Genomic DNA, 13,399 nt, shown 5'->3' with positions numbered 1-13,399 from the left:
TTTTTCTGCATCTGTAATAAGTCATAAATATTCACAAATTGGTTGGACTGACAGGAATATTGCATACAAGCCAAACTACTCCTTTGGAGTACTCTTAGAGTAGCAACAGAAACTTCTACAGACTTATCGAAAGTTGCAGGTAGTGGCTTGACAATGCCACATTCAGCTATGCTGTTTGTTCTTTGCAATTTCTATAAAAGATAAAAGCGGCAAAAATAATAAAGGCAATAGCTATAAATATCTGAGAATATGTCCCATTACTGCGGTTACTCAAATTAACTCCAGGGACGATAGTCCAGTAACTATCGGCAATGGCAACTCCTTGCTTCTCTAACCACGTTCTCACTTCTCCTTCTCCACCCTCAGTCACAAATCCACTCACCGTTACTGTTTCACTTTTTGGATCTTTGTGAACATACTCTTCAATATCATCCTTGTCTAATGAAATAATCAAATGAACCAGGGTGTTAGACTGAGAGTTCTCTCTCAATGCAATATAGACTCTGGGCATTTTATTGCCCTTTTGTGTTACTAACACATTGGGATCTGGATAGCCTGAAATATTAGCATAAAAACTGTGTTCAGCAATTTTGCCGGAACTTAGTTGAGCGATGTTAATTGTACCGATATCTTTGCCGAATGATTGCGCTAATGTAATACTTAGCATAATCAACCCGATTATTATAATAATTATCGGCATGAGGGCATTTTTTAGAAGTCGGTTATTTGTCAAATCATCAATTACATTCCACTTAGCAGAAAATTATTTATCTGGATTTTGACTTTGAACTCGATTGCGTAAATAAGTCCCTAACAATATAACTGGAAGATTAAGGATCATTATACTTACAGATTGCCACTGCTTACCAAACAGACTCATCTGCATTTCTCCCAAAAATTGCACTGGGCCAGTATAGTGAAAAAGCCAATATATTGTCAGCGCAAGATACGCACAATACGCTAAAGATAAATATTTTAATTTTTGATTGTTACTCATTTCTAAAACTTTTATTTCCGCTCACTTTTTAACCTAAGAGAGATTAAACAGAGATCCGTACTTAAACGGAAATAGGAGCAGGTGTAGCAGTGCAATGTAGCGATCGCTAATTTCACACCATTTACTACATCGCCCTTAGCTTTAGTAGCGTCCTAACCACAATCTTAAGGATATGGAGAAGAATTAAATATTACTGATACTGGGTAAGATTCAAAGCCTCTCTCCTAAAAGGAGAGAGGTTTGGAGAGAGGTCAGAGTATATTGCATACAAACGAGAAGTGCTATGCAATAATAATTATCGCAAACAAGAAAATTATACTTTGATGGATAAGCGAAGATTTAATTTTCTGGGGAGAACAAAAAATCTTGAATTGCTTCTAAAACAACTGCTGGATATTCTTCATGCAGTCCCAGAGAACCAAGGATAACAACACTTCTCACTCCTGGTAACGCTACCAAAGCGTTCATTTCTTCTCGTGATTTAGGGGGGCTGGATTCTCCAATTACTACCATGAGCGGTACAGTTAAAGACTGTACAAGTTCCAAAAAATCAGATTGTTCGTGTACAGCATCAAGATTACCAGTTACAAAGGCAGCAGATGCAAATCGCGCTCCTGGTTGTTGAGTTGTTTGCCATTTTTTTTCAATGAAACTGGGTGTAATTTTAGCCGCGTCAGTAAAGACATGGCGGCGGTACATAAAACTTAAGAAAGATTGGGTAGTGTTGAGTTTGTAGAGAGCTTGACCAAGTATAGGCGATCGCACCAATTCTCTCACAATGCCAGCTATCTGTTGACTTGCCCCCATTGTTGGCAAAGGGCCACGCCAAGTAGGAGCCAACAATACAATCCTTGAGAAAGCAGCCTGCTGTTTGACAGCTAATTGTAAAACGTATGTAGCAGCATGACCAGCCGCCACCACAGTAACAGGAGTATTAAAAACAGCTTTGACAAAATCTTCCAGAAATTGCTGATATATTTCCGGTCGATAATTCAAACTAGGGCGAGAAGATTCACCAAATCCAGGCCAGTCTAAGGCTACAACTTGAAAATTGGGAGCTAGTAACTTGGCAAGTTCGCCGACTTCCAAACGCGTCGAAACACTGCTGAAAGATGGTAGTAGCAATAGCGGTGAACCTTTACCGAGGGTTTCATAAACAACGCGAAATTGTTGATTTTCAAAATTCCAGAGATATTCTTGAACTACTCCACCAAAGCCAATAGCAGCAGAGGTAGATAATACATTGGTTGACATGACACTAAATTTTGGTAGTTGTACCTTCTTTGTCATTTGTCATTTGTCCTTTGTCCTTTGCAAATGACCAATGACTAATAACTAATGACCAAGTTTAGCTAGGCAAATCTAACTTACATTCCAATGCTTTTTTTTGCATGGTTTTAAAAATGTTGTAAAACCCATTCGCACGGGAAGGTGTCAGGCTAACATTTAAACCTGTTTCTTGAATAAAATCTGGAGTAAGTTGGACAATCTCAGTTGGCGTGAGTCCCTGCAATCCTTCAACCAGAAGCCCTACTAATCCTTTGGTTAACTGAGAATCGGAATCGCCCTGAAATACAACCTTACCGTCATCCAAAGCTGCGGTGATATAAACTTGAGACACGCAACCAGGAACTTTATTTTCGGGTAATTTATCAGCTTCTGGGAACTCATTGAGCTTCTGAGCATACCAGATTAGCTGTTCGTAGCGTCGCTTCGGTTCGGAAGCGCGTTGAAAGCGCTGGACAATTTTAGCGAGCGCAGGTGGCAAAGAATCTAGAGTTGAGGACATAACAGAAGCTGAAAACGATCGGTATCTCTTTGAGTGTAGATTATCTTTAGAGCGATTGCGCCTCCGCTTCTCTTGGCATTATCAAGCTTGCCATTACTGACTCTAATTTATCAAATCCAGCTAATTACTGCGATCGCATTGATAAAGATCAGGCTTTTTTATGTGTGTAATCAGAGCGTAATGAGCAATCGAACAGAAAGTTACGCTAAGGCTATTAAATCTGTTTTATTGTCTGAACTAAATTGCGAGTGTTGAGAATTCATACGTAATACTCCAATTAAATGCAATATCCAATGCTAGGGATATATTTATTCATCCCATATCGTTTAGTACGATGCATTTTCTGATTTATGCGCTCAATATAAATATATCCCCACACCCCTCCTATTTGTTACAAGTTAAAAATAAGTGAATTTTATCAATACATCTTTGAGCATAAATTTGTAGGGGATTGCGGTAGGGGTAGTGAGTGCGATCGCCCTCTAACACGGTATCACTACTCATTTGACCCCAATCACAAAAACTTAATTTTATTTTTTTATAAACAAGCTTTAACAATAAGTCTACAGAAACTATAGTTGCATCAATATATACTTTTTTATTACGCAAGTATGATAAATTCGTGAAACTTATGTGTCGTTTGATTTGATTTAAATCCAGATAGATTTTATTGAGCTTGGGCGGTTTGCACGCTCCTAACTGCTAACTCTCAGGTACGGCTTGGTGTGACTAGTGGCGATGCGATACCTACAGCGGACTGTGCCTACGTACTTACAAAATTAGCTGCAAGTTCGTTAAACTAAGCAGCTAGATAATTATCAACAATTAAAAATTAAAAATCAAAAAAAATTCTGATTTTTAATTTTTAATTTCTCTCCCTTGAGGATTAATTCGTAGTTTGTGCAGCTAGCATCTGCTTCAGCTTTTCTAATTCCGAAGCCCAACGAGGATCTGGACGAATAGCGTCTGAATCGGTGGTTGTAGTGCTGCTTTCGCGAGAACCTCCGCCACCGCCGCCACGACGAGGCTTCTTAGAGCTTTTCTCACGACGGCTACCTTCTCTGATGGGGCTAGGAGTTGGGGTACTATTACTAGCAAGAGTAACTGGTTTAGGAGCTTGCTCGTCGCCCTCTTCACCCTTTGTCCGAGGTAATGCCTTCTCTAGCTTAATGGGAGTATCTTTGAACATCTGACCATTATACTTTTCAATAATTTCGTCAGCTTGTTCGTCATTGTTGACTGTAAGAAAACCGAAACCACGGCATTTGCCAGTTTTGCGGTCTTTAATTAATTTAGTAGTTACAGCATCACCTTCTGCTGCAAAAACGGCTTGCAGATCTTGACGATCTATTTCATCTTTAGGCAAATTACCTATATATAGGCGAACGGACATGAACTATACCTCCAGAGTTGAATGAACATGGCAAGGCAAGAAAACAATCACTTAGCTTTGGCTTTTAAATAGATGCTATTGACCAAGACTGCCATAAACCAATTTTTTTGCTCGAAACTGTCAACCTATACAACAATACAGTTTTTCGTCGGGATCAAGCTTGTTTAATCCAAAGGCTCACACTATGGTGAGCTAATAACACCTTAATTCTAAGAATTGTAAATTTAATAGCCTATTGCCTGCTAAAGTACACGCTTTCTTCTATGCCCTTTTTCGCAGAATCAAATACCATTCCTTACATTACCACGGTATTTTCTACGTAGCTAGTTTAGCGCATATCTTTTCGGCATTAGTATTACTGCATCGTAACATAAAACACATTTTTTTATTCAAGTGAGCATATTTTGAAACAAAAACCAGCCACTGGCTGGTTAATTTGCTGCTGTGTTGGGAGGATAAAAAGGTATAGAGAGGGGAAAAAGCACCTAAATCCATAACTAAGCGGTGATGCTGAGTTATGTATGTCGGTTGCTATTGTTTGTGTAAATAAATGTAACACTTGTTAAGAAAACCTGCAACTTTTGTTTACATTCCGATTTGTCCTTTGTCCTTTGTCCTTTGCTAATGACCAATGACTAATGACTAAACTAATGACTAATGACTAATGACCAATGACCAATGACTAACCAGTGAGAAAGACGTATGCGCCCCAAGCCTGTGCTGCAACAGCTAAAAAAGTAGACCAAATGGGATGAGGGCTATGAATGGTTTTACCACTTTGAGTTTCTAGGGTTTGGATATCGATCCAAGGTGTTGCTCCTCGCCGGAACCAACCTGTGACGATAATTTGCCGACCGATTAGATCCTGGTGATTGACTGACTGTCCTAGCCAAGAAATGTGGTGTAATTTTATCAAACCCGCGCTGGATTGCAAGATTAAATCTTGCGCTAGGGTGTTACTAGTACCTTGACGACCTAATAATTTACCCACAAGACGCACGCTGACGCTATCAATAGGTAGGGCAGAAGGGTCAGCTAACAGGTTAGGTAAGCTGTCGTCAGTTTGCACGGTAGCAGGTTTTATATCGGGAAAAAAAGAATTAATCCGCATCACAGTACCGATGCTAAAGCCAATCAGAAGGCAGCCTGTAATAAAAGACCAATCTTCATATATCCACTTTAGATTTAAAAACTTGAGTGTGAATGCTAGTTGCCAGGTTAGCCAAACTAAAGCTGCAAACAGAACCCCTAAAGGAATTCCCAACCAGGGAGCGACTTGTAATAGAAAAGACTGACGCTTAACCTTTGATGGAACGCTAGCAAAATGTAGTTCGGTGTCTAGATGCCAGTGACGGGCTATTTGGCAGAGGCGTTCGATGCGATCGCCCATTAAAGGATGGCTATTATTAATCGTAAACCATCGGCGATAGGGATTGGCAGTATCCCACTTCAAAAAGGATTCAAAAGATAAATTACTGGCAATAGTACCCAAAGATAAACTCTGTTGGTAGCTGACTGGTGTTAAAAGATTTAAGCTTTCTAGTTGCCAACTGGTGTGTTCTTGTTTTTGGATATCAGCGGCAATGCCAATGGCGATTTTGAGTAAAGCGCGAATCAGAGCATTGGGATTACCAGTAATTTCAGCGGCGACGCGATCGCTATAATAAAGCCGCAACCGCGACAACCACAATCCAGTCCCAGTCAGCAAACACCAAATTCCATAAATTAGACTCGCCAGAATTGTCACTGGCCAGCGCCAAATTTTTGCCGATATTTTGTCTCCCAACTCCGACACTTGCTGATATAGCTTATGAGTTGGTAGTGTCACCAGCAGCAACAAAGACATTACAGCAAAATCCCAGTGAGCAATATGCCCTAGTTGCGTGGCGTAAATAATGGCGATTTCATCATCTGCCAGCTGCTCTAATAGCCCTTGACTGACAACAATCCTGGCATTACGTGGTAAACTACCATAAGTCAGAATAATTGGTGCAGCCGTTGGTAAAATCCGCAGTTTCGGTAACGGCCAGTGCCGCTGTTGGCAACAACGTTGTAGCACTCGAACAGCTTCGCGGCTATGGGTATTCAATACATCTTTCGGAAATTCTCGCTGACCATACAAGTTCGCCAGTAGCAGATCCAGCAACCAAGGTGATACTCCGATTAAAATCACCAATGCGATCAGCAACAGTTGAGTAGGATCGTGGTATAAAAGCTGTATTGGCTCCAGATAAGGTAGTTTGACTAAAGTCTGGTTGATGAATCCCAATGCTAACTTGAGGATTTCTCGGATCACCCAAAACAGGGCGATGAATGTTCCTACTGACAGTAGCCGCAAGGGAATTAATTTTGGTTTACGTAGTGGTTGCCATGCTCTAGCGCGTTGTGCTTGTCGCCAATAAATAACGCCGAATAATTTGGCTTGGGTGCGGGTAACAGAACCCATGAAGCCGTTTAGGGGCGCAGGCAGTGGTGGTGGCGGTGTGGCTAATGTAGCTTTGAGTCTAGCTAGTGGCACCATCGGCGGGATGTCGTCGCTTTTGGTTTCTATGACTTGATCGTTCGGCTTTTCCTCTAATGTAGAAGTTTCCGGGGGAGTAACTGGGGTTGAATCTGGTGTTGAATCTGGGGTTGAATTCTCAAAAGCAACAAATCCAGTTTCGACTTTTTTTGATTCTTGCTCGGTTTTTTTACGTTTTGTCAGGTGTTCGAGAGCGCGTGTTGCCCACTCTTGAACTTGCGGATTGTTACTCTCAATAAGATCCTGGGAAATAGCGATCGCTTTGGGAACTTCGCCAGTGCGAGCATAAGCCATCACTAAACCAACCTGGGCTTGTAAGCTAGCAGTACCATTATTTTGGCTGCTAGCAATAGGTTCTAGTTGAGCGATCGCGGTTTGGTAAATTCCCTGTTTGAGGGCAACTAAACCAGCCTCCAAAGACGGTTTGGCATGTGAAGGCATACAAATTCTGGCACTCCAATCTCTTCTAAATGATCCACGTTTGTGCGAAAGCGCGAACCTCGGATGCCGTGGAAATCAACCGCGCTCAAGTTTTGTTTGTCAAGTGAAAGATAAAGGTTGAATTCAGGAGTCAGTCGTCAGAATTCAGTTGAGTCTTCATCTGGATTCTGAATTCTGTATTCTTCTTCATTCGTCCACTGGTTGTTGACTAGAAAATACTGGAGCGATCGCGCTTAATTTTAACTCTGGATGGTCGCCCAATAACTGTTGACAATTCCATTCATTGCGGAATAGCAACACTGGTCGTCCCATACTGTCTTTAACTGTAGTGGTATTGAATATTCGTCCCACTTTTTCTAATGCTTCCCAACCACCCTCAACCCAACGGGCGACACTGTAGGGCAATAAATCTAATATGGTTTCTACACCATACTCATTTTGTAAGCGAAACTGTACTACTTCGAATTGCAACTGACCCACCGCCGCCAAAATTGGATCGCGCTTGGCTTCATCAATTGAATACATAATTTGCACAGCACCTTCTTCTCGCAATTCCGCAACGCCTTTTTGGAATTGTTTAGACTTCGAGGGGTTGGGATTCCTCAGAGATGCGAACAGTTCCGGCGAGAAATACGGAATCCCCTCATATTCGAGCTTTTGTCCCGTGTAAATTGTATCCCCGATCGCAAAAACACCGGGATTATTCAAACCGATCACATCGCCAGGATAAGCCACATCAATCGATTCTCGCTCTTGAGCAAAGAGTTTTTGCGGGCGAGACAGACGGATGAGTTTACCAATGCGAGCGTGATTCACCATCATATCTTTTTCAAACTTACCAGTGCAAACCCGGATGAATGCGACGCGATCGCGGTGTTTCGGGTCCATATTCGCTTGCAGTTTAAAGACAAACCCCGAAAACTCTGGGTATGTAGGGGGAACTTCGCCAACACTGCTGATATGAGAACCGGGTTTGAGGGCATAGTCGAGGAAATACTTGAGGAATAACTCTACCCCGAAGTTAGTCATGGCACTACCAAAGAACACAGGTGTCATTTTGCCTTCGTGTACCAACTGCAAATCTAGTTCTGGCCCAACTCCTTCTAAGAGTTCTAGATCGTTTTTCAGTTGGTAGTACAGGCTTTGTTCTAGCTTCTCTTCTATTCTTGGATCGCCTAATTCGACTATCGTATCACGGGCTTCTCGGCTACCGTGGGCGCTGCGTTCAAACAGGTGTATTTGTTGCTTGTGTCGGTCAAAAACACCTTTAAAGCGATCGCCCATACCAATCGGCCAGTTGACTGCATAGGTTTGCAATCCTAATTCTTGCTCAATTTCATCCAATAGTTCCAGAGGTTCTCTTCCGGGGCGATCGAGCTTGTTGATAAATGTAAAAATCGGGATACCGCGCAACTTACATACTTCAAACAATTTGCGCGTTTGCGGTTCCAAACCTTTTGCCGCATCAATCAGCATTACTGCATTATCGGCGGCGGCAAGGGTACGATAAGTATCTTCACTGAAATCTTGGTGTCCGGGAGTGTCTAATAGATTGATTTGGCAATTTCGGTATTCAAATTGCAACACTGTGGAGGTAATGGAAATACCCCGTTGTTGCTCCATCGCCATCCAGTCAGAAGTAGCCTTTCGCTGTGCCCGTCGCGCTTTGACTGCCCCAGCTTCGTGAATTGCACCCCCGTACAGGAGTAGCTTTTCAGTTAGTGTAGTTTTACCTGCATCGGGGTGAGATATAATCGCAAAGTTGCGGCGAAGTTCAACTGCTTGAATAAGTTCAGACTGAAGTTCAGTAGACATAAATGTATTTGTTTGTTAGCTAGCTTAATTTTTTTTGACTCTGGCAAGTCTTTTAATCTTAAGACAACGATGCTCATGATAGGGTCGTAGTATAACGAACAATCTGACTAAATAGGAGAAAGCAATGTACGACACAGACAAGCGAAAGCTTCTATCTGCCTTGTCTCATGGAGCGATTTTTTTCAGCACGACGTTGGTATCTGTAGGTATACCTATCGCCATACTGTTTGTATCTGACGATCCTGTTGTTAAAGAAAACGCCAAAGAATCGATCAATTTCCACTTTAATGTCTGGCTTTACGGAGGAATTCTGGGAGCGTTGTTTTTTCTATTCGGTTGGTTAGTATTACCTCTATTATTGCTGGGGCCACTAGCCGGTCTGGGATATCTATTGCACTGGGGATTAACAATTTGGGCACTCATTGGAGTTTTCAGCAATCCTGATATACCCTTCCGTTATCCTTATATTTTCCGAGTTTTTTAGCATAGATTATGGCTATGGGCATTGGTAATTGTCAGTTATTTGCTACCAAATACAAATTTAATTAATTCGTAGCGAATTCTCTGCATGCCTCTGCGTTTACCTCTGCGCCACTACCCTGCGGGAAGGCGTACCACTTAGTGGAAGCAAGCTACGCGTAGCGTCTCGTAGAGAAGGGCCTATGCGTTTAAATTTCAACCCTCAATTCCCCAAAATTTTGCTAACAGACAATTTTATCATTATTGAATTTTGAATTGCTTCATAATGTTGTTTTTTTTCCAGTCCGTCGGATAGGTGCAACCAAGCTGTAGAATACAAAATTGCCCCACAACTTGATTAAGAGTAGGGCAAAGGACAGTTAAGCACTGTTTTTAGTCTGTCTGACGGCAGGAAAATTTTAGCCTGCTTTTGTGACGCTTTGTTTTGTGTCTATCTGCGTTGTTTCTCTTCATAAAATTTTATGTTTCCTATACATCGCCCCCGTCGTCTGCGTACTCATCCTCAACTGCGCCGGATGGTTCGTGAAACTGTTTTAACAACAAGTGATTTAATCTACCCACTATTTGCTGTGCCGGGTGAGGGAATTGCTAATGAGGTGAAATCGATGCCCGGAGTCTACCAACTTTCGGTAGATAAAATCGTTGAAGAAGCAAAAGAAGTTTACGACTTAGGAATTCCTTCTATTATTTTATTTGGTATTCCGGCTGATAAAGATGTCGATGCCACTGGCGCTTGGCATGATTGCGGAATTGTCCAAAAAGCGGCGACGGCGGTAAAAGCAGCAGTGCCAGATTTGATTGTAATTGCTGATACTTGTTTATGTGAGTATACTAGCCACGGTCATTGTGGTTATCTGCAAGTTGGTGATTTAACAGGACGAGTTTTAAATGACCCAACTCTGGAATTGTTGAAGAAAACAGCGGTTTCTCAAGCAAAAGCCGGTGCCGATATCATCGCGCCTTCTGGGATGATGGATGGTTTTGTCCAGGCAATTCGTCAGGGTTTGGATGAAGCAGGATTTCAAGATACGCCGATTTTATCTTATGCTGCTAAGTATGCTTCGGGTTATTATGGCCCATTTCGGGATGCAGCAGACTCGACACCACAATTTGGGGACAGAAGAACTTACCAAATGGACCCAGGTAACGCCCGCGAAGCGATTAAAGAGATTGAATTAGATATCGCTGAAGGTGCTGATATGCTCATGGTTAAGCCAGCCTTGGCATATATGGATATTATTTGGCGGGTGAAGGAAGCGAGTAACTTACCAGTTGCAGCTTACAATGTTTCTGGTGAGTATGCGATGGTGAAAGCTGCGGCTCTCAATGGTTGGATTGATGAAGAGCGAGTGGTTTTGGAAACTTTAACTGGGTTTAAACGCGCTGGTGCAGATTTGATTTTGACTTATCATGCCAAAGATGCGGCGCGATGGTTAAAGTAGGCTAGGCATATTAGATACTAATTTAGGGGGAAATCTCACGCAGAGGCGCGAAGACGCATAGTTGTGTTTTGGTGTTTGGGCGTGAGATTCTTTGTATTTTGGGTTTGGCTGGTGCGAAATTCAAACAAAATTTAACTAATCGGCGTTATAACTGTCATACGTGTATTACAAGGATGATAAAAGTTATGCTTAGTGTCAGGCTGGATGAAGAAACAGAAAGGCAGCTAGCCGATATTTTAGCTCACGAGCAAACGGAAAAGAGTGAATTGATCAGACGCTTGATTACTGAACGCTGGCTAACCTTACAAGCGGGTAAAACTTTGGTAGAGAGGCGGGGTGGACACCCTGAACATCTGCTACAAGATGCACCAAGGGATTTATCGGAACGCTCAAACCGTAAAAAAGCGATCGCTCAATATCTCAACAAGCGGCATTCATGACCTATTATCCGCTTATACTGGCAGATAGCGGGTTTTTGTTTGCGTACTACAGTGCCAGAGATCGGTATCACCAACAGGTGCGTCGTTTTTTTGAGAACTGTACTTCTAGGCTAGTAACTACGCCCATTTGTATTGCAGAAGTGGTGTGGTTGCTCAAGTTTGATTGGCGTACACAAAACGAGTTTCTTCTAGATGTTGCGAAACAACTCTATGAGTGTGAGCAAATATTGCCACAAGATTTTTCGCGCATTGCTGAGTTGAATACTCAGTACAGAGATTTACCAGGGGATTTTGCAGATTTATCCTTGATTGTCATTTTGGAACGCTTAGATATTGCTGCCATAGCTACTTTAGACAGTGATTTTGATATTTATCGGCGTTATCGGAAAAAACCTTTTGAGCGGGTGTTTTAGGGATGCGATGTCTACTTAATGATAATTTTTTCACCGGACACCACTAGCTAAGATTCCTAAAATTTTATTGACATCTTTAAGATAATATTCACTTAAATCAATCTGGATAGATTGACCTTCTAATTTTAAAAATTGCCAAATACTTCCAGTGGTGACAGTTCCATAAATTATCAAATTTTCATTACCTGCTCGTTCGTTAAATATTCTTGCTGCTAACATTTCGGCTACACATTGTCCTAAACCAGCAGGAATGTTTTCTTTTTTAGCTTCCACAATAATAATAACTGGTGCAGTGATAATTAGTCTTTCTGGAGAACGGGTAATTAGAAAATCACAAATTCCATTTAAACCTTGTGCCGGATCAACATTGAATTCAACACCAGAGAATAAATTTATCTGGTCATTTAATTGTCGTCTCAAATCTAGTAAAATTGGAGAAATAATCATCTCAGAGCGAGCTTTTTCACTATTACTGGCAATAGCTATAGGTGAATTATATTGAAGAATTTCTTTTAATAAGTCACTGCATTCTATATCAGGTATATTAGCAAAAATCTCAGTTCTTTCAATAGTATTTATTTGAAAGTTCTGTTTGACTTTCTCTAAAGTGAAATCACTATATGGCATATCAGGAAACGTTTTCACGCAATAAAGTCTTACCAGGAACACCACCCCATAATAACGCTGAGATTCAAAGATTGACATCCAGAATAACTCTCTTTATTTCTAATTTGAATAAAGCCTGCATCTAATAAGAGTTTTTCAGCTTCTGTTGCAGTAATACGTGGCAGTTTAGGCAACTTTCACCTCCAAGGTTATTGTGAATATTTCCTTGTTATGAAGCGCCTGTTTTTCTGAATTTGACAAGGTTTCTATATAAATATTGTCCAGGAGCAGCAAGAAGTACTGTTACATGATTGTGATACTACAGGTGGTTCTTCTGGTGGACCAATCATCGGCACATATTATGGCTCTGAATAATGCTGAAATTACGGACGCTGCTACAAATCGAGGGATAATTAACCTGGCAGTAAAAATTGATTTTTTGGATCGTTTGTTTGCTAAAAATTAATTTTTAGTGAATTTATGGGTTATCACTGCGCCTAACCCAGATCCCCGACTTCTCGCCAGAAGTCGGGGATCTATCTTGATAAGCCTCGTTTGCCAAAGGAGGAGGCGATCGCTGATAAAATTTGGAGAGCTTAAGCTTGCTTTCGTAGTCTTTCTAAATTCTGTTGATGTAACTCTGGGAAGTTTTCTAAATCATCTATTGACTGCGGTGCAGGATAGATTATAGCGTCTTCAGAGGTGAATCTATCTAAATAAGTTTCAAAGGCTTGATCATCTTCTCTATGCTCAAGGATATATTGACGCAATTGGGCACGGGGCATTGTCATAAAATCTGGTTTACTCATACATATCTCCACTTCCCGTCTAGGTAAATTATAATTTCATTTTCTTCACCGGCGAGAATTACAACATTTTTTGTTCGTTCATCGATTCGCACTAAAAACACAGGTAAATACATTTTAGTAGCCCAAAAACTTAAGATAAACAACGTTTTCAATTGTTCTACAGTAGGCATATTTAAATTATTGCTACAACAAATTTTTACTCTAGTAGAGTACGGCGTAAATAAACCACCCATTCCAAACTAATGAAACGCTT

At 41.2% G+C, this 13,399-nt stretch carries 13 protein-coding genes; 5 read left to right on the top strand and 8 right to left on the bottom strand.

The window, feature by feature from the left end; translation table 11 throughout:
- Window positions 1-166: 166 nt before the first annotated feature.
- From HWQ43_RS29410 to prfC, 6 genes are all read right to left on the bottom strand, one after another.
- Window positions 167-700: a hypothetical protein gene (locus tag HWQ43_RS29410; protein WP_292740217.1), complete on the bottom strand. Its 534-nt coding sequence runs from the start codon at window positions 698-700 to the stop codon at window positions 167-169.
- Window positions 701-1,336: 636 nt separating this feature from the next.
- Window positions 1,337-2,251 (bottom strand): alpha/beta hydrolase, encoded by a 915-nt coding sequence (locus HWQ43_RS29405; RefSeq protein ID WP_292740315.1) that lies wholly within the window; start codon window positions 2,249-2,251, stop codon window positions 1,337-1,339.
- Between the two features lie 94 nt (window positions 2,252-2,345).
- On the bottom strand, window positions 2,346-2,786 hold the full coding sequence (locus HWQ43_RS29400; RefSeq protein WP_190933753.1) for a SufE family protein: 441 nt from the start codon (window positions 2,784-2,786) through the stop codon (window positions 2,346-2,348).
- 886 nt (window positions 2,787-3,672) lie between these two features.
- Window positions 3,673-4,179 carry an RNA-binding protein gene (locus HWQ43_RS29395; protein WP_292740215.1) on the bottom strand — a complete coding sequence of 169 codons (507 nt, stop codon included), beginning with the start codon at window positions 4,177-4,179 and terminating at the stop codon, window positions 3,673-3,675.
- Between the two features lie 682 nt (window positions 4,180-4,861).
- Window positions 4,862-7,141: a M48 family metalloprotease gene (locus HWQ43_RS29390; RefSeq protein ID WP_292740213.1), complete on the bottom strand. Its 2,280-nt coding sequence runs from the start codon at window positions 7,139-7,141 to the stop codon at window positions 4,862-4,864.
- 186 nt (window positions 7,142-7,327) lie between these two features.
- A complete protein-coding gene (prfC, locus tag HWQ43_RS29385; protein WP_292740211.1) occupies window positions 7,328-8,956 on the bottom strand; it encodes a peptide chain release factor 3 in 1,629 nt (542 codons plus the stop codon).
- A gap of 124 nt (window positions 8,957-9,080) precedes the next feature.
- On the opposite strand from prfC, the gene HWQ43_RS29380 reads away from it, so the two are divergent.
- The 4 genes from HWQ43_RS29380 (at window position 9,081) to HWQ43_RS29365 (ending at window position 11,731) form a co-directional block, all read left to right on the top strand.
- A complete protein-coding gene (locus tag HWQ43_RS29380) occupies window positions 9,081-9,440 on the top strand; it encodes a DUF4870 domain-containing protein (protein ID WP_292740210.1) in 360 nt (119 codons plus the stop codon).
- A 457-nt stretch (window positions 9,441-9,897) separates the two neighbouring features.
- Window positions 9,898-10,878: a porphobilinogen synthase gene (gene hemB / locus HWQ43_RS29375; RefSeq protein ID WP_292740208.1), complete on the top strand. Its 981-nt coding sequence runs from the start codon at window positions 9,898-9,900 to the stop codon at window positions 10,876-10,878.
- Between the two features lie 185 nt (window positions 10,879-11,063).
- The gene (locus HWQ43_RS29370) at window positions 11,064-11,318 is read left to right on the top strand and encodes a hypothetical protein (RefSeq protein ID WP_292740206.1); all 255 of its coding nucleotides are present in this window, start codon (window positions 11,064-11,066) and stop codon (window positions 11,316-11,318) included.
- Window positions 11,315-11,731, top strand: coding sequence for a PIN domain-containing protein (locus HWQ43_RS29365; protein WP_292740204.1), 417 nt, complete (start codon window positions 11,315-11,317; stop codon window positions 11,729-11,731). Before HWQ43_RS29370 ends, HWQ43_RS29365 begins: the two co-directional genes overlap by 4 nt.
- A 30-nt stretch (window positions 11,732-11,761) precedes the next feature.
- Here the strand turns inward: HWQ43_RS29365 and HWQ43_RS29360 are convergent, their stop codons facing one another.
- Entirely contained in the window at window positions 11,762-12,358 is a 597-nt protein-coding gene (locus tag HWQ43_RS29360; RefSeq protein WP_292740313.1) for a hypothetical protein, read from the bottom strand.
- Window positions 12,359-12,644: 286 nt separating this feature from the next.
- On the opposite strand from HWQ43_RS29360, the gene HWQ43_RS29355 reads away from it, so the two are divergent.
- Complete coding sequence (locus HWQ43_RS29355) at window positions 12,645-12,803, top strand: hypothetical protein (RefSeq protein ID WP_292740203.1); 159 nt, start codon at window positions 12,645-12,647, stop codon at window positions 12,801-12,803.
- A gap of 130 nt (window positions 12,804-12,933) precedes the next feature.
- Here the strand turns inward: HWQ43_RS29355 and HWQ43_RS29350 are convergent, their stop codons facing one another.
- A complete protein-coding gene (locus tag HWQ43_RS29350) occupies window positions 12,934-13,146 on the bottom strand; it encodes a hypothetical protein (protein WP_292740201.1) in 213 nt (70 codons plus the stop codon).
- Window positions 13,147-13,399 lie beyond the last annotated feature (253 nt).

The organism is Nostoc sp. JL31 (assembly GCF_017114965.1).
Classification (GTDB): domain Bacteria; phylum Cyanobacteriota; class Cyanobacteriia; order Cyanobacteriales; family Nostocaceae; genus Nostoc; species Nostoc punctiforme_A.
The sequence above is the reverse complement of the archived record's forward strand: the minus strand, read 5'-3'. Positions and strand labels throughout refer to the sequence as shown.

Coding starts and splice junctions, on each gene's coding strand:
- HWQ43_RS29355 (WP_292740203.1), top strand. CDS start 12,645: ATGATTGTGATACTACAGGTGGTTCTTCTGGTGGACCAATCATCGGCA.
- prfC (WP_292740211.1), bottom strand. CDS start 8,956: ATGTCTACTGAACTTCAGTCTGAACTTATTCAAGCAGTTGAACTTCGC.
- HWQ43_RS29390 (WP_292740213.1), bottom strand. CDS start 7,141: ATGCCTTCACATGCCAAACCGTCTTTGGAGGCTGGTTTAGTTGCCCTC.
- hemB (WP_292740208.1), top strand. CDS start 9,898: ATGTTTCCTATACATCGCCCCCGTCGTCTGCGTACTCATCCTCAACTG.
- HWQ43_RS29380 (WP_292740210.1), top strand. CDS start 9,081: ATGTACGACACAGACAAGCGAAAGCTTCTATCTGCCTTGTCTCATGGA.
- HWQ43_RS29365 (WP_292740204.1), top strand. CDS start 11,315: ATGACCTATTATCCGCTTATACTGGCAGATAGCGGGTTTTTGTTTGCG.
- HWQ43_RS29360 (WP_292740313.1), bottom strand. CDS start 12,358: ATGCCATATAGTGATTTCACTTTAGAGAAAGTCAAACAGAACTTTCAA.
- HWQ43_RS29410 (WP_292740217.1), bottom strand. CDS start 700: ATGCCGATAATTATTATAATAATCGGGTTGATTATGCTAAGTATTACA.
- HWQ43_RS29395 (WP_292740215.1), bottom strand. CDS start 4,179: ATGTCCGTTCGCCTATATATAGGTAATTTGCCTAAAGATGAAATAGAT.
- HWQ43_RS29405 (WP_292740315.1), bottom strand. CDS start 2,251: ATGTCAACCAATGTATTATCTACCTCTGCTGCTATTGGCTTTGGTGGA.
- HWQ43_RS29370 (WP_292740206.1), top strand. CDS start 11,064: ATGCTTAGTGTCAGGCTGGATGAAGAAACAGAAAGGCAGCTAGCCGAT.
- HWQ43_RS29350 (WP_292740201.1), bottom strand. CDS start 13,146: ATGAGTAAACCAGATTTTATGACAATGCCCCGTGCCCAATTGCGTCAA.
- HWQ43_RS29400 (WP_190933753.1), bottom strand. CDS start 2,786: ATGTCCTCAACTCTAGATTCTTTGCCACCTGCGCTCGCTAAAATTGTC.